Source organism: Bosea sp. 29B, from assembly GCF_902506165.1.
Classification (GTDB): Bacteria; Pseudomonadota; Alphaproteobacteria; order Rhizobiales; family Beijerinckiaceae; genus Allobosea.
The window spans coordinates 532,153-553,563 of record NZ_LR733817.1 but is presented as its reverse complement, the minus strand read 5'-3'; the positions used below and the strand labels follow the sequence as shown (position 1 = coordinate 553,563).

The window sequence follows — 21,411 nt, the reverse complement described above, 5'->3', positions numbered from 1 at the left end:
TGAAGAGCAGGAAAGACCGCCGTGAGCAACCGCATGTGGGGTGGGCGTTTCGCCACAGGTCCCGACGCCATCATGGAGGAGATCAACGCCTCCATCGATTTCGACCAGCGCCTCTGGCGCCAGGATATCCGCGGCTCGCTGGCACATGCTGCCATGCTCGCCGAGACCGGCATCCTGACGCGTGAGGACGTGGACGCGATCTCGGCCGGACTCAAGGGCATCGAGGCCGAGATCGAGGCCGGGCGCTTCACGTTCTCGCGCGCTCTCGAAGACATCCACATGAACATAGAGAGCAATCTCAAGGACCGGATCGGCCTCGCCGCCGGGCGCCTGCACACTGCGCGCTCGCGCAACGACCAGGTCGCGACCGATATGCGCCTGTGGGTGCGCGATGCGCTCGACCAGCTCGACGAGCAGGTCGCCGACCTTCAGCTCGCCCTCGCCGAAAAGGCGGATAGCTATGCCGGCGCGGTGATGCCGGGCTTCACCCATCTGCAGTCGGCACAGCCGGTCACCTTCGGCCATCACCTGCTGGCTTACGTCGAGATGCTGGCGCGCGATCGCAGCCGGCTTCGTGACGCCCGCGAGCGCATGAATGAATCCCCGCTCGGCGCCGCTGCGCTCGCCGGCACATCCTTCCCGATCGACCGGCACATGACGGCCAAGGCGCTCGGTTTCGCCCGCCCGACCGCCAACTCGCTGGATTCGGTCTCGGATCGCGATTTCGTGCTGGAGACGCTGTCTGCCGCCTCGATCTGCGCCATGCACCTGTCGCGCCTGGCCGAGGAGATCGTGCTGTGGGCGACGCCGCAATTCGGTTTCGTCAAGCTCTCCGACAAGTTCTCGACCGGCTCCTCGATCATGCCGCAGAAGCGCAATCCCGACGCCGCTGAGCTGGTGCGCGGCAAGGCGGGCCGCGTCTTCGGCGCGCTGCAAGGCATGCTGACGATGATGAAGGGGCTGCCGCTGACCTATTCGAAGGACATGCAGGAGGACAAGGAGGGCACCTTCGACGCGGTGCAGACCCTGTCGCTCTGCCTCGCTGCCAGCGCCGGCATGGTCCGCGACATGCAGCCGGACCTGAAGACAATGAAGAAGGCGGCCGGGCTCGGCTACGCCACAGCCACCGACCTCGCCGACTGGCTGGTGCGCGTGCTGAAGATGCCGTTCCGCGACGCCCACCACGTCACCGGCCGGCTCGTCGGTATCGCCTCGGCCAAGGGCGTCGGGCTGGAGAAGCTCTCGCTCGCCGAGATGCAGGAGGTCGAGCCCAAGATCGGCGACGAGATTTTCGCGGTGCTCGGCGTCGAGCGCTCGGTGAAGAGCCGCACCAGCTATGGCGGCACAGCCCCCGCCAATGTGAAGCGGCAGGCCAGGCGCTGGCTGAAGCAGCTCGCCAAGGACGCGAAGCCGCAGTCATGATCCCGGCGCAAAGGCTCGCAAGCTTGCGCGCCATTCGCTACACTCGTCCCGAAGCTTCGCCTAAGGATCATCGTTCGTGCCGCAATCCCGCCTGAAACTCGGCCGCACCGTGCTGGTGGTCGGCCTGCTCGGCCTCGCGCTCGCGGCTTGCGGCCGCCGTGGACCGCTGGAGCCGCCGCCGAACGCCAAGAACGCGATCGATCTGCCGGATCAGCAGACGGGCGCCGTCGAGAACAGCTTCAACGCTTCGGAAGCTTCGCCGCTCGGCAAGCCGCCGAAGCGCAACAAGGCGATCGAGGTACCCGAGAAGCCCTTCGTGCTCGACCCGTTGCTCTGACAGTCTTCCGGACCTTCGATGCATCACTTCGCCTATCGCGACGGCGCGCTCTTCGCCGAGGATGTCGACCTGCGCGAGATCGCGGCAGACGTCGGAACGCCGGTCTATGTCTATTCCTCGGCGACGATCGAGCGGCATTATCGCCTCTATGAGGCGGCGATGGCGTCGACCATGCCGGGCAAGCCGGCGCATGTCTTCTACGCCATGAAGGCGAACAGCAATCTCGGCGTGCTGAAGACGCTGGCCGCGCTCGGCGCCGGCGCCGACACGGTCTCCGAGGGCGAGATCCGCAAGGCGCTCGCCGCCGGCTTCCCGGCCAGCAAGATCGTGTTCTCCGGCGTCGGCAAAGCTGAGAGCGAGCTTGCCTTCGCCGTCGAAGCCGGCATCTACCAGGTCAATATCGAGACCGAGGGCGAGCTCGACCTCTTGTCGAAGGTGGCGCAACGGTTCGGCAAGCGCCAGGAGGCGGTGTTCCGGGTCAATCCCGATATCGGCGCCGGCGGCCACGCCAAGATCACCACGGGGTCCTCGGCCAACAAGTTCGGCGTTTCCTTCGAGGAGGTGCACCGGCTCTATGCCCGCGCCGCCAACATGGCAGGCGTTCGCATCATGGGCCTCGCCGTGCATATCGGCAGCCAGATCCGCGAGACGGAAGCGTTCGAGGCTGCCTATGCCAAGATGCGCGATCTCGTGCTGGCGCTTCGGGCCGAAGGGCACCGCGTCGACCGGCTCGACCTCGGCGGCGGGCTCGGCATCCCCTACGAGGTCCCCAGGAATTTCGACCATGGCCCGGGGCTGATCGAAGCCTATGCCGGAATGGTCGCCAAGCTGATGCAAGGGCTCGATGCCGAGCTCGGCTTCGAGCCGGGGCGCCTGATCGTCGGCAATGCCGGCATCCTCCTGACGAAAGTGCTCCACCTCAATCCGCGCCCGACCAAGGAGTTCCTCGTCGTCGATGCGGCGATGAACGATCTGATGCGGCCGGCGATGTACGAGGCCTATCACGAGATCTGGCCGGTGGCCGAGCCGGCGGAGGGGGCGAAGACGATCGCCTATGATGTGGTCGGGCCGATCTGCGAATCAGGCGACACCTTCACCACCGGGCGCGAACTCGCGGCGTTGAAGCCCGGCGACCTCATCGCCTTCATGACGGCGGGTGCCTATGGCGCCAGCATGTCCTCAACCTACAATCAGCGCCCGCTGGTCGCCGAAGTGATGGTGAAGGGCGATAAATTCGCCGTGACGCGGCCGCGCCAGACCTATGAAGAGCTGATCGGCACGGATCGCGCGCCGCCCTGGCTGCCCTGAGTCTGCTTCACATTTCCCGGAGCACCTGTGGGGCGTAGCGCTTCGACGCTGGTCACGCCACATTCCCGTGTTAGCCTCTCCCTTCGATCGATGAAGCTAGGAGAGGCGCCGCGGGGGCGGCCCGGAGCAGCGGATGAGCGAAGCACCGCGCCGCACGGCGCTAGATCCGGTCGGTATGATCCGCAAGAGGCTGGAGCGCCTCACTGCGGCATCGCGGCTGTCTCTTGCCTGGGAGCGCCTCTGGCCGAAGCTGTGGGCGCCGCTCTGCGTCGTCCTCGCCTTCCTTGCCGTCTCCTGGTTCGGGCTGTGGCTGCACCTGCCTTGGTGGGGGCGAGCCGCCGGCTGCGCCTTCTTCGCTCTCCTCCTGCTCGGAAGTTTCTGGCCGGCCGTCACCGGCCGCTGGCCCAGCCGCCGCGAGGCGCTGGCTCGGCTCGACCAGTCGATGGACGGGGCGCATCGCCCGGCGACCGCGCTGGAGGATACGCTCGCGGTCGGCGGCAAGGACCCGGTCTCGCAGGCATTGTGGACGCTGCACCTGCAGCGCCAGAGCGCCCATGTCGCGGCGCTGAAGGTTGCACCGCCGCAGCCGCACATGGCCGGGCGCGACAGGCGGGCCCTGCGGGCCGCGCCGCTGGTCGCGGCCGTCGCCGGCTTCTTCGTCGCCGGGCATGAGGCCCTGCCGCGGCTGACCGCCGCCTTCGACTGGCGCGGGCCGGCGCTCGCTGCCGCCGCGGTCCGGATCGATGCCTGGATCGATCCGCCGTCCTATACGCGCATGCCGCCGATCCTGATCGATTTCGGCAAGCTCGCCGGCCCGAACTTCAACGTGCCCGAGAAGTCGACGGTAGTGGTCCGCATCGCCGGCAAGAGCGGCATGGATGTCGCGACCACCGGCCGCCTCGATGCCGTACCGGTCGAGGGCAAGCCCGGCGAAGCCAAATCCGGAGACGCCAAGCCGGTCGAGGCCAAGGCGGCGCCGCCGAATACGGTCGCGGTGACCGAGAAGCGCTATCTCGTCGCCGGCGACGGCACCTTGCGCATCACCGGCTCGGGCGCGCCGGCGCAGACGCTGAGCCTGCACGCGATCATCGACCAGAAGCCGGAGATCGCCTTTGTCGATGCGCCCAAGCCCGTCAGCGGCGTCCAGGGCGGGCTCGGCATCAGCTACCGCGCCAAGGACGACTACGGCATCGCTTCGGCGGAGGTGCTGGTCTCGCGCGTCGGGCCGATTACGGGTGGCCGCTCGCTGGTCGAGGCGCCCAAGCAAATCCTGCCGGTGCCGCCCTCCGGTTCCGGCGACGACGAGATGAAGAGCACGGTCGATTTCTCGGCCCATCCCTGGGCCGGCGCCAAGGTCAATATGAGCCTCCTGGCGCGCGACGAGACCGGGCAGGAAGGGCGCAGCGAGACCATCGAGGTCGTGCTGCCGCAGCGGACCTTCACCAAGCCGCTGGCCAAGGCACTGGTCGAGCAGCGGCGCAAGCTCGTCATGGACGTCGACAATCGCAAGAACGTCCAGCTCGCGCTCGATGCGCTGATGATCGAGCCCGACCGCTTCATGAAGGAGACTGGCGTCTACCTCGGCATGCGCATGATCGGCGAGCGACTGCGCCGCGCCGCCAGCGACGACCAGCTGCGCGACGCCGCCGAGATGATGTGGGCGCTCGCGCTGCAGCTCGAGGATGGCGACCTCTCGGATGCCGAAAAGGCACTGCGGGCCGCGCAGGAGAACCTGGCGCAGGCGCTGGAGCGCGGTGCCTCCGAAGAGGAGATGAAGAAGCTCACCGAGGACCTGCGCCGCGCCATGGACCAGTACATGCGCGAGCTTGCCCAGCAATGGCAGCGCCAGCAGCAGAACGGCGAGCAGAACCAGGCGCGTCTGCCGGAGAATTTCCGCACGGTGACGCCGCGCGACCTGCAGAACATGCTCAACCGCATCGAGGAGTTGACCAAGCGCGGCGACATGGCCGAGGCGCAGCGCCTGATGGAGGAGCTCAACAACCTCCTGAACAATCTCAAGACGGCGCGTCCCGGCCAGCAGGACCCGCGCCAGCGCGAGATGAACCAGGCGCTGGGCGATCTCGACCGGATGACGCGCGAGCAACAGCAATTGCGCGACGAGACCTATCAGCAGGACCAGCAGAACCAGAACCGCACCCAGCAGGGTCGCCGCCCGGGCCAGCAGCAGGCGCGTCCCGGTCAGCAGGGCCAGCGCCAGCAAGGGCAGCAGGGCCAGCGCGGGCAGCGTGGCCAGCAACCCGGGCAGCAGCCCGGCGAGGACGGCGAGGGCGAGGACGGCCAGAACGCCGAAGGCGGGCAGGGCCAGGGTCAGGGCTTGTCGCAGCGCCAGCAGGCCTTGCGGGAACGGCTGCAGGATCTGCAGCGGCGCATGCGCGGCATGGGCGCCGATCCCGGCGAACTCGGCGAGGCCGAGGATGCGATGCGCGAGGCCGAGGGCCAGCTCGGCCAGGGCCAGGAAGGGTCGGCAGTCGACTCGCAGGGTCGCGCGCTCGAGGCGCTGCGCAAAGGCGGCCAGAACCTCGCCCAGCAGATGCAGGGCGAGCCCGGCGAGGGCGAAGGCAACGACAATGCCTATGGCGATCCGGATGGGCGTCCGGCCGGCCGACCCTCGGCGCAGCAGCGCGACAACAACGATCCGCTCGGGCGGCCGCAGCGCCAGCGCGATTGGGCCGATGGCCGCGTGCGCGTTCCGGGTGCCGACGAGAGCGCGACCCAACGGGCGCGGCGCATCCTCGAAGAGCTGCGGCGGCGCCTCGGCGATCCGCTGCGGCCGACCGAGGAGCTCGATTATCTCGAGCGCCTGCTGCGGCGGAATTGAACGCGATGGTTTCGCGTCATGCTCGGGCTTGACCCGAGCATCTCGGAAACCAGTGCCTTCTTGCCGTCATTCTCGGGTCGGCGCTTTGCGCCGCCCGAGAATGACGGCAAGAGTTACCCCGCCCGGTTGCCCGAAACCACCGCGAGTGCCGCAATGAAGCGGTCGAGGTCGGCTTCCGTCAGATAGGGCGCTGGCGAGATGCGGATGGTGTTGCCCTTGGCGACGCCGCCACGGCGCACCGTCATCACCTTGTGCTGGTCGCGCAGCGCCGCGACGACGGCGTTGCAGTCGGCGGCCGAGCGCTTGCCGGTGAGTGCGAAGGACGTGATGCCGGCGACCATCTCGGGATCGTCCGGGGTCTGGATCTCGACGCCCTTGAGCTCGCGCGCCCTGGCGACCCAGTAATTGCGCAGATGGCGGTAGCGCGCCTCCTTGGCCTGCGGCCCGACTTCCTGGTGGAGGGCAAGGGCAGCGGGAACAGTGAGCTGCGCGGCGAAGTTCGGCGTGCCGGTGTGGATGCGCGAGCGGACATCGTCCGGCTTGAAATCCTCGTCGCCGTAATGGGTGTCGATATCGGCAAGGCGCTCACGGGCGATGTAGATGATGCCGACGCCGAGCGGCGCGCCGATCCATTTGTGCAGGTTGAAGCCGATGAAGTCGACGCCGAGATCCCTCGCCTTGAAGTCGACCTGGCCCCAGCTATGGGCGGCGTCGAGGATGACGTCGATGCCGCGCGCCCTGGCCATGGCAGCGAGCTCCCTGACCGGCAGCATCAGCCCGGTGCGGTGGCTGATATGGGTGAGCAGCAGCAGTTTGGTCTTCGGGTTGGCGTTAAGGGCAGCCTCATAGGCCACCAGCACATTGGCCTTGGTCGCCGGTTCGGGGATGTCGAATTTCGCGACCTCGACACCGCGCCGGCCTTTCAGCCAGTTCATCGCGTACTGCATCGAATCATAGTCGAGATCGGCATAGAGCACGCCGTCGCCGGGTTTCAGCTTGTTGTAGCCGGCGATCAGCGTCTGCAGCGCTTCGGTGGCGCCGCGGGTCAGCGCGATCTCCTCGCGGGCGACGCCGAGGAAATCGGCCAGCGGCGTGCGGACATTGTCGAGATCCTGGCCGATCTTGCTGCGGGCGTAGACGGTGTTCTCGAAATTCACGAAGTCGGTCAGGCGCTTGTATTCTGCCTTCACCGGCTCGGCCATGATCCCCCAATAGCCGTTCTCCAGGTTCACCATGTCAGGCGTGACGCTGTAGAGGCGCCGGACCGCATCCCAATAGCCGGTGTCGGTGCCAAGGTTGCTGGTCGGCAGCGCGGGCAGCGAGCGGGCGAGGGCGGGCGCTGCCGCGGCAGCAGCGAGAGCGGCGGTGCCGAGGCCGGCGAGCAATGCGCGGCGATTGAGAGTGGTGTCGTCGGTCATGGCGGGCGTTCCTTGGGGCGGGCGCCCTCGCTAAACGCCGGCTGTTTCAGGGCCATGACGGTCCTATTGGCGAACTTATCCCCGCACCGCGAAACCGATGCATACTCGCGCAAACGCGCAACAGGAGTGCTGCCATGTCGATGCAGGGATCACCAGCCGAGGACGTACCAGTCGAGGAGCCGCAGGCTCCGCGGCAGCCGGATCTCGCCGTCAGTTTCGAGCGGCTCTCGCGCCTCGCGCCGATCGGCAAGGCCGAGATCATGGGCAACGTCGCCCTGCATTTCACGCGGCTTGCCGCCGAGGCCGACCTGACGACGCCGCTGCGCGTCTGCCATTTCCTGGCGCAGGCCGCCTTCGAGACCGACCGCTTCCACACGCTGGAAGAGAAGGGCGGGAAGAAGCAGTTCGCCAAATATGAAGGCCGCGAGGATCTCGGCAACACCGAGCCCGGTGACGGGGCGCGCTATCATGGGCGCGGCATCTTCCAGCTCACCGGCCGCGCCAACTACAAGCGCATCGGCCGGATGCTGAACATCGATCTGGAGGGGCGGCCGGAGCTGGCGCTCGATCCGCGCATCTCGGTGCAGATCGCCTTCGCCTATTGGCGCGACCGCAAGATCAACGCCGCCGCCGACCGCGACGACGCGGCTCGCGTCACCCAGCTGATCAACGGCGGCTTGAACGGCCTCGCCGAGCGCCGGCAATTGCTGACGACGGCGAAGGGCATCTGGTTCTAGTGCCGAGGCAGGAGGCTCGGCTCAACGCCGATCCGGATCACTCCCTGCCGCAATAGCTCGGAATCCACGCGATCGGTTTAAATTTTCTGCAACCGCAGCTGGTCCATAACCCGCGCACCTCTCGCCAACTGCCGCAGAGTATGCCTTGCCGCTGGACTACCATTCGCTGTTGACGGCCTTTGCTCTTTCCGGCTGCGGATTGGCGATCACCTTTTTCGTCAGCTGGCTTGCCTCCCGGACGGAACGTTTCCTGATCGCCTGGACTTTCGGCGTGGGGTTCATGGCGCTCGGCGTGCTGATCTACAGCTGGTACGCTCAGATCATGTCGCCCGCCGTCGGCGCGGCCGGGTACACGATCCTGCTGACCGGCCTCGCCTTCGTGTTCGGCGCCGGCCGGGAGTTCCGCACCGGCGTTCTGCCCTGGCGCAGCATGGCGATTATGGCGATCGCATCGTCCATCGCCATGGCGGTCCCGATGCTGGCCGGCTACAACGGCGCCGCCATCGTCATGCTCAATGTGGCAGCGACGAGCATCCTTCTCATCACGGCCTGGGACTACTGGCTCGGGCGCGCCGAGGCCCGGCTGGCCATCCCGCTGCTGACGGCTCTCTATGTCGTGACGGGGCTCTCCTTTGTCCCCTGCGCCATCCTGCTGCTGCAGGACGGCGAGTGGCGCCTGTCGCAGGCTCCGTCGAATTGGGCCGAAGATCTCAATATCGTCGTCTGCCTGGCCACCCTTTCCGGTATCGGCGCGCTTTCCCTGGCGCTCAACCAGGCGCGGTTGGCACGCAGCCACAAGCGCGATGCCGAGACCGATCCGCTGACCGGCCTGCTCAACCGGCGAGCGCTGCTCAGCCGTATCGCGGAAGACATCAAAGGTCCCGCCGCGCTCATCGTTTTCGACATGGACCACTTCAAGGCGACCAACGATGTCCATGGTCATCCGGCAGGCGACGACGTGCTGCGGAGCTTCGGGAAGATCCTGGCGCTGTCTTGCCGATCGCAGGGTTTCGCCGCACGGCTTGGCGGCGAGGAATTCGCGCTGTTGTTGCCGGAGGCCTCGCGGATCACGGCTGCGAAACTCGCTGATCGTGTTCGCAGGCGTCTCGCAAAGCGTCATTTCAGCGGGGATGGTGGCTCGTTCACAAGCACGACAAGCGCCGGCGTCGCCTATTCCGAGGACGTCGCCATCGATTTCGACGCGCTCCTGCGCGACGCCGACAAGGCACTGTATGCAGCCAAGCGCGCCGGCCGCGACCAGGTTGCGGTCAGCGCGGACGACATGGAATTCCTGGCCCACAGCTGGTCGTCGCCGGATGGGCGGCGCGATGCTGCCGACCTCGTCCGACTCAAGGCTGGCTAGAGCATTCCCGCGATTCTCTGAATCGCGCCAATGCTCTAGCGCAGCGACGCGAAAGCCGAGCCGCTCAAGCGTGTCCGGCCTTCAGCGCCTGGTCGAGATCGGCAAAGAGGTCCTCGACATCCTCGATGCCGGTCGAGAGGCGCAGCAGATCGGGCGGACAGGGGGAGCCGGCGCCCTCGATCGAGGCGCGGTGCTCGATCAGGCTCTCGACGCCGCCGAGCGAGGTGGCGCGCTTATAGAGCTCGACATGGGCGGCCGACTTGACCGCCGCCGCCTCGCCGCCGCTGACCTGGACGGAGAGCATGAAGCCGAAGCCGCCTTCCATCTGCCTGGCGGCGATGTCGTGGCCGGGATGCTGCGGCAGGCCGGGATAGAGCACGCGCGAGACCAGCGGGTGAGCCGACAGCCTCGTGGCCAGCGCCATGGCCGAGGCCGACTGGCGCTCCTGCCGGACATGGAGCGTGCGCATGCCGCGCATCAGCAGGTAAGCCTCGAACGGCCCGAGGATGCCGCCCTGGCCCTTGCGCACCGTCTTGATCCGGGCCCAGAATTCGTCATCGACATTGGCGCAGAGCGCGCCGGCGACGACGTCGGAGTGGCCGTTCAGCACCTTGGTCGCGGCATGCATGACGATGTCGGCGCCGAGCGTGAGCGGGCGGGTGTGCACGGGGGAGGCGCAGGTCGAGTCGACCGCGAGCTTCGCCCCTGCCGCATGGGCGATCTCGGCCACGGCGGCGATGTCGGTGATGGTCCAGAGCGGGTTGGACGGGGTCTCGGCCCAGATGAGCTTGGTGACGCCCGGCTTCACCGCCTCTTTGAGCTTGGCGAGATCGTCGGTCTCGACGAAGTCGATCTTGAGGCCCCAGCGGGTCGCTTCGGTCAGCAGCCAGGCGCGCAGCGCCCAGTACATCACCTTGGAGGCGACGACATGGTCGCCGGGCGAGAGCGCCTGGAACACGGCGGTCGCCGCGGCCATCCCCGAGCCGAACAGCAGGGCGCCGGCCTTGGCCTCCTCCAGCATGGCGAGCACGGCCTGCGCCTCATGCACGGTCTCATTGTCCGGCCGGCCATAGATGAAGCCGGAGGAATAGGCGTTGTCCTCGTCGCGGATATAGGTGGTGGAGACATGGATCGGCGGCACCACCGCCTTGGTCAACGGGTCGATCTTGCCCATGGCCTGGGCGGCGAGCGAACGGGGATGCAGCAGGCGCTTGGTCATGGGGGTGATCCGATTTCCACTATGTGAGACAATTCATCTCATCTGAGTTGCTGCGGTGCAAGAGGCTCGTCTTGTGCGGCGCGCAGGCGCACCCCATTCTCGCCGCATGAGCATATCGTCAGGCAGCACCGATCGTCAGCTGAATGTATGGCTTGCCGCACTCCTCGCCATCCTGCCGGTCGTCGCGGCGTCGCTGATCGGCAGCGCCGTGACGGTACCGCAGATACCGGGCTGGTACGCCGGCCTCGCCAAGCCGCCGTTCAATCCGCCGAACTGGCTGTTCGCTCCGGTGTGGACGACGCTGTTCGCGCTGATGGCCCTGGCCGCGTTCCGCGTCCTGCGCCGGCCGGCCGATACGCCGGGCAGGGCGCAGACGCTGCTCGCCTACCATGTCCAGCTCGCGCTCAACATGCTCTGGTCCTGCGCCTTCTTTGGCGTGAACAGCCCGGCGGGCGGGCTGGTCGTGATCGCGCTGCTGTTGGCGGCGATGATCTGGACGATGCGACGTTTCGAAGGGCTGGGCGACCGAGTGTCTGTGGCCCTGTTCGTGCCCTATCTCGCCTGGGTCTCGTTCGCGAGCCTGCTCAACGCTTCGATCTGGTGGTTGAACGGTTAGCCTTGCGGCTGTTCACCCGATCGAGCGCTCGATCACGCGCAGCACCGTCTCGCGCAGTTCGGCGATGGTGAAGGGCTTGGTCATCACCTCCGAGACGATCGTCTCGAGGCTCTTGGCCCGCTCGCGCTGCTCGGCATAGCCGGTCATCAGCATGATGGTGAGGTCGGGGAAGTGCTGCTTGGCGGCGAGCGCCAGAGCGATGCCGTCCATCAGCGGCATGCGGATATCGGTGAGCAGCAGGTCGAAATGGCCCTGCTCGGCCATCAGGATGTCGAGCGCCTCGGCGCCGTCGCCGGCGGTCAGGCAATCGTGCCCGTCCATGGCGAGGCCGCGCGCGACCAGCGAGCGCAGGCTCTCCTCGTCATCGACCACGAGAATGCGCGACATTGCTTCAGATCCCCGGCAGGCCGGCCTGGTCGGCGGTCTCGATCACGCCGACATAGGGCAATTGGCGATAGGAATGGGCGACGTCCATGCCGTAGCCGACGACGAAATAATCGGGGCATTCGAAGCCGACATAATCCGCTTCGATGTTGACGGCGCGCTTGGCCGGCTTCTCCAGCAACACGGCGGTCGAGACGCGGGCGGCGCCACGCGCCGCGAGCAGGTCCTTGGCGAAGGCAAGCGTACGGCCGGATTCGAGGATGTCGTCGACGAGCAGGACATGGCGACCGCGGACGTCGCTCTGCACATCCCGCAGGATCTCGACCTGGCCGGATGATACGGTGGCGGCGCGATAGCTCGACAAATGCACGAACTCGACCTGCGGAGTCATGCCGGCGCGATGCATGGCGCGGATCAGGTCGGCGACGAACATGAAGCTGCCCTTCAGCACCGCGACGACGAGCAGGTCCTCGCCGGCATTGGCGGCGATCTCGGCGGCCATTTCGGCATTGCGCGCGGCGATCGCCGCCTCGTCGTAGAGAACGCGGATACGCTTGGGCTGGGACATCGACGACCGTTCCTTTCGGCGCGGGCCGATGCCCGCGCAGCCCCGTGATCGCGGGCTAATCTCTTCAGGCCCCAGTCATAGCGTCCATGCGCCGACAATTGAAGCGGCTGGGTCGTGGCGGTGTGGAAACCAGTCGGGAGAGATCAGTAGAGGCTGGCGATGCCGCCGGGGCTGCCGGCGCCGAAGCGAAGCTGCACGGAGCGTCCGTCATTGGGCGGCGAGGCGAGGCGGGCACGGAAATGCATCAGCTCCGCCGGCTCCAGCGACGGGCGCGGCGGCTCCGTCGTCCAGCTATAGAGCACCTTGCCGTCCTCGCTTTGCACCATCACCGTGATCGGCGGCACCCTGGTCGCGCCCTTGGCGACATTGGTGACATCGCCGGAGACGACGAGGAAACGACCCTGCTGATCCTGGACCAGTTCGCTCTCGACGGCGCTGAAGGCAAGCCCGCGCACATTGACCGGCAAGCCGATGCTCGCGTAGAGCCCGGCGAATTGCGGCACCATCCGGACGATGCGCTCGCGTTGCCAGAGGCCGAGGCCGAGCGCGGCGAGGCCGGTGGCGACGAAGATGCCGGCAGCTGCCGGCGACAGGCGTGCCGCCGGATTGCGGGGCGCGATCCAGCTGCGCTTGCGTCCGGGAGGCGGTGATCGTGCTGCGTCCGGCTGCGGAGGCTCGGTCTGCTCCGACGCGATCGCCGAAATGTTGGCGTCGATCTCGGCGGCGCGGCGCAGCTCCTCCTCCAGCTCGGCGGCGGTCTGCTCGGCGCTGGGGGGGCTGGGAAGCTCCGGGATCGCGGCATCCAGGTCAGATTGCAGGACTTCTTCCGCCGGCTGCGCGTCGGAGGCGCGCGGCGCCTCGATCTGCCAGGTCGTCTGGCAGCTGGCGCAACGCACCTTGCGGCCGCCGGTCCCGATCTTGGCCTCGGCGATCTCGTACCGGCTGGCGCAGTTGGGGCAGACGATCTGCATGGCCTTAAAAATGCTCGCTCCGCGCTGCATCCCAGAGATGTCGGTCCGGAGCCTGACCTTCTCGCCGCTGCGCGCAAGCGCAAGCGGGTGCGGTCAGCGGCTCCGCCTCCCATAGGGTCGATTTATGGTTAACGTCGCGTAAAGCCTGCGCCGTGCAGGGCTGAGGAAAACCTGCCGGCGCTTTCCGCCGGGGCGAGGTCTCGGTGTAAGGTCGTGTCGGCTCGGCGCTCGTCCGGCACGATTCGGAAAAGATCAGCGAGAGGAAGTGCGTTGGTTCGGTTCGAGAATGTCGGCTTGCGATACGGGATGGGGCCGGAGGTGCTGAAGGACATCAACTTCAGCATCGCGCCGCGCTCCTTCCAGTATCTGACCGGGCCGTCGGGCGCGGGCAAGACCACGTTGATCCGCCTGGTTCTGATGGCGCTCAAACCGACGCGCGGCCTGGTCAATCTCTTCGGCCAGGACGTCTCGCGCCTCGAAGCCGCCACGCTGACCGATTTCCGTCGGCGCATGGGTGTCGTCTTCCAGGATTTCCGTCTGCTCGATCACCTGACCGTCTACGAGAACGTCGCGCTGCCGCTGCGCGTCCTCGGCAAGGACGAGGCGAGCTATCGCGCCGAGGTCGTCGAGCTGCTGCGCTGGGTCGGGCTCGGCGAGCGCATGCATGCGGTGCCGGCGGTCCTGTCCGGCGGCGAAAAGCAGCGCGCCGCGATCGCGCGCGCCCTGATCAGCCGGCCGCAATTGCTGCTCGCCGACGAGCCGACCGGCAATGTCGATCCCGGCCTCGGCCGGCGGCTGCTCCGGCTTTTCATGGAATTGCAGTCGCTGGGAACGGCTGTGGTGATCGCGACCCACGACATCGCGCTGATGGAACTCTACGACGCGCCGCGTCTGGTGCTGGCGGATGGGCATCTGCATGTCGATGCCTGAGCCCCTCGACATGGACGAGGCCGAGGATGAGCGGCCGCGCGGTGGTCAGCGCCTGCCGGCGAGCCTGCGCCGCGACCAGCCGCTGGTGCCGGTGGATTCGGTCGCCGGGCGCGCGCTTGTCGTCGTCATCGCCATCCTGACCTTCCTGGCGGCGCTGAGTGCCGGCGCGGCGCTGCTCGCCGCCCGCGCTTCCGAGCAATGGCGGGGCGCGGTCGCCAACGAGATGACGATCCAGGTCAGGCCCGATCCGCGCCGCAACATCGAGCGGGACATCGCCCGCGCGGTCGAACTGGCGCGAGCCGTGCCGAGTGTCTCCGAGGCCAAACCGATGCCGAAGGCGGAGTCGGACAAGCTGCTCGAACCCTGGCTCGGAGCCGGGCTCGACCTCGTCGAGCTGCCGATCCCGCGATTGATCGTGCTGCGGCTGTCCTCGACCTCTGCCAGTGATCTTGTTGCCTTCGGCCAGACATTGCGGCGCGAGGTGCCGAGCGCGACGCTCGACGACCACCGGCTCTGGGTGCGCCGGCTCTCGACCATGGCCAGCACGATCATCCTCGCGGGCGTCGCGGTGGTGCTACTGGTGCTGGTGGCGGCCGGGCTCGCCGTCGCCTTCGCGACCCGCGGCGCCATGGCCGGCAGCCGCGACTCGGTCGAGGTGCTGCATTTCGTGGGAGCGACCGACGAGTTCATCGCCCGCGAATTCCAGACGCGCTTCGTCGCGCTCGGCCTGCGCGGCGGCGCGGCTGGGGGACTGGCGGCGATCATCGCGATCGCGCTGCTCGGCTTCCTGTCCTCGGCCTGGAGCGCGACGCCCGAGGCCGACCAGCTGCAGGCGCTGTTCGGCGCCTTCGAGATCGGCTGGTCCGGCTATGCGGTCGTCATCCTGGTCGCGGCTGTGGTCGCGACGATCGCGGGACTCGTCTCGCGGCTGACGGTACGCCATTATCTCAGGGCAATGGGCTGACTCGCTGCGCGGCGGGGTTGTGGGAATGCCGTCATTGTGCCCGATTGGGCGGTTAGTATCCTGATCTCATGGTGCTGCTTGGAACCCGGCAAGGTCATTTTCCCTGCGTTGAGGACAGCCCGGCTGCCCTGCGACCGATGACGACGCCTGCTTCCCCGCGGCGCCGCTGGTTTCGCCGTTTCCTGTTCTGGACCTTCCTTCTCGGCTCTTTCGTCGTGGCTGCCGGCTATGTCCGGTTCGCCACCGGCCTGTCGCTGGCCGAAGCCGGCTCGCCGCCGCGCACGGATGCGATCGTCGTCGTCACCGGGGGAGCGCAGCGCATCGGCGACGCCGTCAGCCTGCTCAATGCCGATCGCGGACGGCGGCTGCTGATCAGCGGCGTCAACGAGCGGACCGGCCGCGACGAACTGGCCAAGCTCAATCCGAGCGCGCGCGAGGCGCTCGCCTGCTGCGTCGATCTCGACTATCGCGCCCGAAACACCATCGGCAACGCCATCGAGACGCGCCGCTGGGTCCGCCGCCACGATTTCCGCTCGCTGCTGGTGGTGACGTCGAACTACCACATGCCGCGCACGCTACTCGAGCTTCGCCATGCCATGCCGGGCGTGCGCTTCGTGCCGCACCCGGTGGTGACCGATCAGGTCGACGTCGCCGGCTGGTGGCGCGACTGGCACGCGATCCGCCTGCTGGTGCCGGAATACCTCAAATACCTGGTCGCCGCGCTGCGCAGCAAGCTCGAGACCGACCCCGAGACCTCGCGGCTCTCCGTGATCATCGGCGGCCGCAAGCCGATCTCGCCCAAGCCGGGCGAGCTGATCGGCCCCGATTACGACAAGCGCTCGCGGGCGCCGGCACCGGCGCGCGGCGCCTGATCTTTCCGGCGGGCTCTTGACGCGCATCGGTGGCCGGGGTTCTTGCGGACCATGCTGCTGATCCGCTCGATCCTGTTCAACACCGCCTTTTACCTGAACCTCGCATTCTGGCTGCTCGCAGCCATGGTGACGATGGTGCTGCCGCCGCGCTTCCTGCTGAAGATCGCGCTGTGCTGGGCGCAGACGTCGCTCTGGTGGATGCGGGTGATCGTCGGCACGCGCTACGAGATCAAGGGCCTCGAGAACATTCCGCCCGGCGGCATCATCATGGCGGCGAAGCACCAGTCGACCTGGGAGACCTTCGCGCTGATCACGGTGTTCCGCAATCCCGTCTACATCCTCAAGCGCGAACTGACCTGGCTGCCGTTCTTCGGCTGGTGCCTGCTGAAGCTCAGGATGATCCCGGTCGATCGCGGCGCCCGCAGCCGGGCTCTGCAGGCCGTGACCCGGCGCGCCAAGATCGAGCTCGGCCAGAACGGGCGCCAATTGATGATTTTTCCGGAGGGCACGCGCCGGCCGGCCGGGGCCGAGCCGGCCTATAAATACGGCGTCACCCATCTCTACACCGAGCTGGGCGTGCCTTGCGTGCCGGTCGCGCTCAATGCCGGGCTGTTCTGGCCGCGGCGCAGCCTGATCAAGCGGCCGGGCACGGTCAAGGTCGAGATCATGCCGGCGATTCAGCCGGGCATGGGCAAGGCGGCGTTCCACGCTCTGTTGGAGGAGCAGATCGAGACTGCGAGCAACCGTCTTCTCGCGGACGGGCTGGCCGAACTCGACCGGCTCGGTGTGCCTGCTCCTGTCAGCATACGGCAGGAGCCGCAGGCCCGCGCCTGATCGGCCTTGACATTGGATCGTTCTGTTCCGATTTTGTTCTAGAACAAAGGAGGAACGACATGGCTGCTTTGGCCCGAGCCCGTTTCCCATTCGACCGCAACCGGTCACTCGACAAGATGCCGCGCCAGCTCAACCTGCTGGAGGCGCTGCAGCCCGCCAAGGCGGAGCGCGCGGCTCCGCTGTTCGACGATGCTTCAGCCTTGCCGGGGCAGGTCCGCGAGATGCCGCTGCGCGCCGCCGCGCAGATCGCAGAACGCCGCTTCACCGCCTGGCGCGGTCGCTCGGGGCGGCGCTATGTCGCCTCGGTCTTCGCCATCCAGGATGGGCATGCGCTCGGCTTCACCGACGCGGTGCTGCTGGCGGTGTCGCCGGACCGCAAGATTGTCGCGGCGCGCGACAGTGGCCCGTTCGGAATCGATGCGGCGCTGACGCGCTGGCGCGACGCCATGGCCGGCGCCAGCGAGATCCATGTCCATCTCCTGGCGGAAGACAGCGCCGGCCGCCGCGCCGCGCTCTGCGACCTGATGCCGGAGGCTTGAGCTTCGTGTCGCCCATTCCTCAGGATGAGGACTGGGAGGGAGATGCTCAGCGGACCGCTGGCCCGCCTGCTCTGTCCAGCTCCGCGACGAGATGGGCCAACAGCGGGTCGCGGATGCCCATCTCGTGCAGATGCTCATGGGTGCGCCGGACATAGTCGGGGTTCTCGCCCGAGACGCCCTTGCCCTGGCGTACCAGGGCGAGCACCGCCTCCTCGGGCAGGCGGCCGGCATATTGCTCGTGGTTGCGATCGGCGATGTAGGTCAGTGCGTTGAGCCGCCGTCCATCGTCGAGCCGAAGCGCCAGCCGCCGTTCGAGATAGACCGCAGTCGCCTGCTCGCGAGCGCGCAGATAGTCGATCGTCTCCTCCGCCTGGCCGGCTGGAATGCGGAAGGCGACGCCGCGGCAGATGCCGCCGCGATCGAGGCCCAGCACCAGTCCCGGTACCTCGGGCGTGCCGCGATGGACGTGCGAATAGATGCAGAGCGCGCGGTGATAGCCATGCAGGCGGGCGCCGGAGCGCTCGACGAAGGCGAAGCCGGGACGCCAGATCAGCGAACCGTAGCCGAACACCCAGAGATCTTCCGGCGGAAGCGGCACCGTCATCCGATCCTCACAATTTAGCCCGTTTGCCTCGCCAGAGAGGCTTCGCGACCGGTTGGCGGATAATCTGCGTCAGCGCTGGCGTGCTGCGGCCCCGGTCGCTATCAACCTGCCGAGATTTTCGCAATGGAGCGCCCGCGCATGTCCGATCCCACGCCCGTGCGCCGGCATGGCCGCTTCTGGCTCTACGCGCCCTTCGTGCTGCTGGCGCTCCTTGCCGCCGGCTGGTCGGGCATCTGGGGCTTCGCGCGCAGCAAGGTCGACCAGGAACTCGACGCCGGCATCGCCCGCGAGGCACGGGCCGGCCGCAACTGGACCTGCCGGGACCGCAGCGTCGGTGGCTATCCCTTCCGCATCGAGGTGCGCTGCGCCAGCCTGACGCTGACCTCCTCGCGCTGGGGCGACGAGGTCAAGCTCGATGCCGGACCGGCCGTCGCGGTGGCGCAGGTCTGGACGCCCGGCCACATCATCCTGCAGATGACCGGACCGATGTTGGCCAACCTGCCGCAAGGCCGCAAGGCCGCGCTCGACTGGAAGGAGCTGGCCGCGAGCCTGCATCTCAGCGGGCTCGCCTTCGAGCGCTTCTCGCTGGTGCTGGGCGAGCCGGTGCTGACCGTCACCGAGCCCGGGCAGGGCGCTGCCGAGACCTGGCGTGCGAGCGCCGCCGAAGCGCATCTGCGCCCCAATCCGCAACGCTTTGCCAGCGACGGCACGGTCGATCTCGCCGTCAACGCCAAGGGCGGCGTGCTGCCGGCGCTGGAGGTGCTGATCGGCAACGGCCAGCCCGCCGATCTCGATCTGCAGACCAGCCTGTCGCGCGCCCCGTCCTTCCGGCGTGGCTTCAACCCCGATGCGCTCGAAGCCTGGCGCACGGCCGGCGGCATCCTGGATGTGACCAAGCTCGTCCTGGTCAAGGGGCCGACGCGGCTGGAGGCGAGCGGCCAGCTGGCGCTCGACGAGGCGCATCGGCCGGCCGGCAAGGTCGTGGCGGCGGTTGCTGGCGTTGACCGCATCGCCGGCATCAAGGTCGGCGGGCTGACGGCGGGGCTGGGCGCCCTGCTCGGCGGGCGCACCGGCGATGGCGGGCAAAGCAATACGGCGGCAGGGCTTTCGCCGCTGCCGCCGCTGGTCCTGCGCGAAGGCAGGGTCTTTCTCGGGCCGCTCAGGCTGCCTCTGCAGCCCTTGCAACCTCTCTACTGACAAGAGCCGGCTTCAATCAGATTGGATCGATCTGATCGAAACCGGCTCTCGTTTTTATTTGGAGACCGTTTTGCCGATCAGCTCGCGGTGCAAGCTGATCGGAACGGGCTCTAGGCCGCGGGCAGGGCCGCCCGCGGCGCCTCGATCTTCGTAAGCGCCTTCTTGACCGCGTCCTGTACCTTCTCGAAGGCACGGACCTCGATCTGGCGGACGCGCTCGCGCGAGACGCCGAACTCCTCGGAGAGCTCCTCCAGGGTGATCGGGTCCTCGGCGAGGCGGCGCGCCTCGAAGATGCGGCGCTCGCGGTCGTTCAGAACGCCCAGCGCCTCGCGCAGCGCCAGATGGCGGTTGTCGCTCTCTTCCGAATCGGCGAGGCGGCGCTCCTGGCTCTCGCTGTCGTCGACGAGCCAGTCCTGCCACTCGCCTTCGCCATCCTCGCGCAGCGGCGTGTTCAGCGAAGCATCGCCGCCGAGGCGGCGATTCATGTCGATCACGTCCTGCTCGTTGACGCCGAGCTTGGTCGCGATGGTCTTGACCTGGTCGGGCTTGAGATCACCCTCGCCCAGTGCCGAGATCTTGCTCTTGGCCTTGCGCAGGTTGAAGAACAGCTTCTTCTGGTTGGCGGTGGTGCCCATCTTCACCAGCGACCAGGAGCGCAGGATGTACTCCTGGATCGAGGCCTTGATCCACCACATCGCATAGGTCGCGAGCCTGAAGCCCTTGTCGGGCTCGAAGCGCTTGACCGCCTGCATCAGGCCGACATTGCCTTCCGACACGACTTCGCCCATCGGCAGCCCGTAGCCGCGATAGCCCATGGCGATCTTGGCGACGAGGCGTAAGTGCGAGGTCACGAGCCTGTGCGCCGCGTTGCGGTCGCCATGCTCGCGCCAGCTCTTGGCCAGCATGAATTCCTCATTCGGTTCCAGCATCGGGAACCGACGGATCTCATCCAGATAACGTGAAAGTCCGCCCTCCGCGGACATGACGGGCAACGACGCAGTCGCCATGCTCGTACTCCTTTCCGGCTCCCGCTCTGCGGCGAGCCAACCACCCGATGTTCCATCGGGCAGGATCGTCCGGTGCTGTGCGTTGACGACGACCTTCGCCCTGTCGCCCGCGATGACACCCTAGCGGCGCCCCTTTAGCCATCCGCTTTCGCAACGCAGTATAGACGATGCAAGGGTGGCGGAAAGTGGGCAGCTCAGCAAAAATCGGTCACAGGATCGAGAGTTCTGCTTGCAAACGTGCAAAGTCCGCCGGCGGTTCCGACTCGAACCGCAATTCCTCGCCGGTGACTGGATGCTCGAAACCGAGCAGGCGCGCATGCAGCGCCTGACGGCCGAGATCGGCGAGCGCGGTGCGGGCTTTTTCGGGCAGGCGACTGGCCTTGGTCATGAAACCGGAGCCGTAGAGCTGGTCGCCGAGCAGCGGGTGGCCGATATGGCTCATATGGACACGAATCTGGTGGGTGCGGCCGGTCTCGAGCTGGCATTCGACCAGGCTCGCCAGCGCCTCGACCTCCTCATGGCCGCGCAGCAAGGGCGGATAGCGTTCGATCAGCTCGATATGGGTGATCGCTTCGCGGCCGCGGCCTTCGCCGACCACCATCATCTTTTCGCGATTGCGATTCGAGCGCTCGATCGGAGCGTCGATCGTGCCGGTCTGCCGGCGCGGCGCACCCCAGACCAAAGCCAGGTACGCCCTTTCTAGAGGGCCGGTCCGGCCATGATCGGCGAACTGCTTGGCAAGGCCGCGATGAGCCTTATCGTTCTTGGCGACCACGAGCAGGCCGCTGGTGTCCTTGTCGAGCCGGTGGACGATGCCCGGCCGGCGTACACCGCCGATGCCGGAAAGACTTTCGCCGCAATGGGCGATCAGCGCGTTGACCAGCGTGCCATCCTCATGGCCGCCGGCGGGGTGGACGACGAGCCCGGCCGGCTTGTCGATGACGATCAGGTGCTCGTCCTCGAAGACGACGGTGAGCGGGATGTCCTGGCCGATCGGCGCGGCGGGCTTGGCCTCGGGCATGACGAGGGAAAGCCGCTGGCCGGCGGTGACCTTGCGGCTGGCATCGGCGACCACCACCCCGTCGATGCTGACGCCGCCTTCCTTGATCACTTGCTGCAGGCGGGCACGCGAGACCTCGCCGCCGAGCAGAGCGAGCGCCTTGTCAAGGCGTAGGCCGGCCTGTTCCGGCTCGATGACGAGTTCGGTGGCGGGTGAGGAGGAGACGGTTTCGGGCATGGTCATGCGCCGTCTATAGGCGTGCGCGACCTAAACTGCACCTGA

Annotated in this window: 21 protein-coding genes; 13 read left to right on the top strand and 8 right to left on the bottom strand. The window is 67.5% G+C overall.

The features are described 5' to 3' along the window. Positions 1-21: 21 nt before the first annotated feature. The 4 genes from argH to GV161_RS02810 all read left to right on the top strand — a co-directional run bounded on the left by argH (position 22) and on the right by GV161_RS02810 (position 5,906). A complete protein-coding gene (argH, locus tag GV161_RS02825) occupies positions 22-1,422 on the top strand; it encodes an argininosuccinate lyase (protein WP_152011953.1) in 1,401 nt (466 codons plus the stop codon). 76 nt (positions 1,423-1,498) lie between these two features. Then, positions 1,499-1,759 carry a lipoprotein gene (locus GV161_RS02820; RefSeq protein ID WP_152011954.1) on the top strand — a complete coding sequence of 87 codons (261 nt, stop codon included), beginning with the start codon at positions 1,499-1,501 and terminating at the stop codon, positions 1,757-1,759. A gap of 18 nt (positions 1,760-1,777) precedes the next feature. Further along, positions 1,778-3,067: a diaminopimelate decarboxylase gene (lysA, locus tag GV161_RS02815; protein WP_152011955.1), complete on the top strand. Its 1,290-nt coding sequence runs from the start codon at positions 1,778-1,780 to the stop codon at positions 3,065-3,067. A 133-nt stretch (positions 3,068-3,200) separates the two neighbouring features. Then, positions 3,201-5,906, top strand: a complete 2,706-nt coding sequence (locus tag GV161_RS02810; RefSeq protein ID WP_152011956.1) for a TIGR02302 family protein — start codon at positions 3,201-3,203, stop codon at positions 5,904-5,906. A gap of 113 nt (positions 5,907-6,019) precedes the next feature. Here GV161_RS02810 and GV161_RS02805 read toward each other — a convergent pair whose 3' ends face one another. Further along, positions 6,020-7,324, bottom strand: coding sequence for an aminotransferase class V-fold PLP-dependent enzyme (locus tag GV161_RS02805; protein WP_152011957.1), 1,305 nt, complete (start codon positions 7,322-7,324; stop codon positions 6,020-6,022). A 134-nt stretch (positions 7,325-7,458) separates the two neighbouring features. On the opposite strand from GV161_RS02805, the gene GV161_RS02800 reads away from it, so the two are divergent. Then, on the top strand, positions 7,459-8,061 hold the full coding sequence (locus GV161_RS02800; RefSeq protein ID WP_201302980.1) for a glycoside hydrolase family 19 protein: 603 nt from the start codon (positions 7,459-7,461) through the stop codon (positions 8,059-8,061). A 145-nt stretch (positions 8,062-8,206) separates the two neighbouring features. Next, entirely contained in the window at positions 8,207-9,424 is a 1,218-nt protein-coding gene (locus tag GV161_RS02795; RefSeq protein WP_152011958.1) for a GGDEF domain-containing protein, read from the top strand. A 64-nt stretch (positions 9,425-9,488) separates the two neighbouring features. Here GV161_RS02795 and GV161_RS02790 read toward each other — a convergent pair whose 3' ends face one another. Then, complete coding sequence (locus GV161_RS02790; protein WP_152011959.1) at positions 9,489-10,643, bottom strand: aminotransferase class I/II-fold pyridoxal phosphate-dependent enzyme; 1,155 nt, start codon at positions 10,641-10,643, stop codon at positions 9,489-9,491. Positions 10,644-10,749: 106 nt separating this feature from the next. Here GV161_RS02790 and GV161_RS02785 point away from each other — a divergent pair, with 106 nt between their 5' ends. After that, on the top strand, positions 10,750-11,259 hold the full coding sequence (locus tag GV161_RS02785) for a TspO/MBR family protein (RefSeq protein ID WP_152011960.1): 510 nt from the start codon (positions 10,750-10,752) through the stop codon (positions 11,257-11,259). Between the two features lie 12 nt (positions 11,260-11,271). Here the strand turns inward: GV161_RS02785 and GV161_RS02780 are convergent, their stop codons facing one another. The 3 genes from GV161_RS02780 to GV161_RS02770 all read right to left on the bottom strand — a co-directional run bounded on the left by GV161_RS02780 (position 11,272) and on the right by GV161_RS02770 (position 13,182). Then, positions 11,272-11,646: a response regulator gene (locus GV161_RS02780; protein WP_091836358.1), complete on the bottom strand. Its 375-nt coding sequence runs from the start codon at positions 11,644-11,646 to the stop codon at positions 11,272-11,274. Between the two features lie 4 nt (positions 11,647-11,650). After that, positions 11,651-12,211: a hypoxanthine phosphoribosyltransferase gene (gene hpt / locus GV161_RS02775; RefSeq protein WP_152011961.1), complete on the bottom strand. Its 561-nt coding sequence runs from the start codon at positions 12,209-12,211 to the stop codon at positions 11,651-11,653. A gap of 143 nt (positions 12,212-12,354) precedes the next feature. Continuing rightward, positions 12,355-13,182: a zinc-ribbon domain-containing protein gene (locus tag GV161_RS02770; protein WP_159650114.1), complete on the bottom strand. Its 828-nt coding sequence runs from the start codon at positions 13,180-13,182 to the stop codon at positions 12,355-12,357. Positions 13,183-13,452: 270 nt separating this feature from the next. Between GV161_RS02770 and ftsE the strand changes: the two genes are divergently transcribed. The 5 genes from ftsE (at position 13,453) to GV161_RS02745 (ending at position 17,321) form a co-directional block, all read left to right on the top strand. Further along, positions 13,453-14,112 carry a cell division ATP-binding protein FtsE gene (gene ftsE, locus GV161_RS02765; RefSeq protein WP_091836354.1) on the top strand — a complete coding sequence of 220 codons (660 nt, stop codon included), beginning with the start codon at positions 13,453-13,455 and terminating at the stop codon, positions 14,110-14,112. Continuing rightward, a complete protein-coding gene (locus GV161_RS02760; RefSeq protein WP_244623860.1) occupies positions 14,099-15,076 on the top strand; it encodes an ABC transporter permease in 978 nt (325 codons plus the stop codon). The genes ftsE and GV161_RS02760 overlap by 14 nt, the downstream gene beginning before the upstream one ends. 137 nt (positions 15,077-15,213) lie before the next feature. After that, complete coding sequence (locus GV161_RS02755; RefSeq protein WP_152011963.1) at positions 15,214-15,948, top strand: YdcF family protein; 735 nt, start codon at positions 15,214-15,216, stop codon at positions 15,946-15,948. A 51-nt stretch (positions 15,949-15,999) separates the two neighbouring features. After that, entirely contained in the window at positions 16,000-16,782 is a 783-nt protein-coding gene (locus GV161_RS02750) for a lysophospholipid acyltransferase family protein (RefSeq protein ID WP_152011964.1), read from the top strand. A 59-nt stretch (positions 16,783-16,841) separates the two neighbouring features. After that, positions 16,842-17,321, top strand: a complete 480-nt coding sequence (locus tag GV161_RS02745; RefSeq protein WP_152011965.1) for a hypothetical protein — start codon at positions 16,842-16,844, stop codon at positions 17,319-17,321. 46 nt (positions 17,322-17,367) lie between these two features. Here GV161_RS02745 and GV161_RS02740 read toward each other — a convergent pair whose 3' ends face one another. Beyond that, complete coding sequence (locus GV161_RS02740; RefSeq protein ID WP_152011966.1) at positions 17,368-17,925, bottom strand: gamma-glutamylcyclotransferase; 558 nt, start codon at positions 17,923-17,925, stop codon at positions 17,368-17,370. A 138-nt stretch (positions 17,926-18,063) separates the two neighbouring features. On the opposite strand from GV161_RS02740, the gene GV161_RS02735 reads away from it, so the two are divergent. Further along, positions 18,064-19,122 carry a DUF2125 domain-containing protein gene (locus tag GV161_RS02735; RefSeq protein ID WP_159650113.1) on the top strand — a complete coding sequence of 353 codons (1,059 nt, stop codon included), beginning with the start codon at positions 18,064-18,066 and terminating at the stop codon, positions 19,120-19,122. A 110-nt stretch (positions 19,123-19,232) separates the two neighbouring features. On the opposite strand, the gene rpoH is transcribed toward GV161_RS02735, so the two are convergent. Together rpoH and GV161_RS02725 are read right to left on the bottom strand one after the other, a co-directional pair. Next, positions 19,233-20,129, bottom strand: a complete 897-nt coding sequence (gene rpoH / locus GV161_RS02730) for an RNA polymerase sigma factor RpoH (protein WP_152011968.1) — start codon at positions 20,127-20,129, stop codon at positions 19,233-19,235. A gap of 208 nt (positions 20,130-20,337) precedes the next feature. Beyond that, positions 20,338-21,366, bottom strand: coding sequence for an RluA family pseudouridine synthase (locus GV161_RS02725; RefSeq protein ID WP_152012451.1), 1,029 nt, complete (start codon positions 21,364-21,366; stop codon positions 20,338-20,340). Positions 21,367-21,411: the final 45 nt, after the last annotated feature.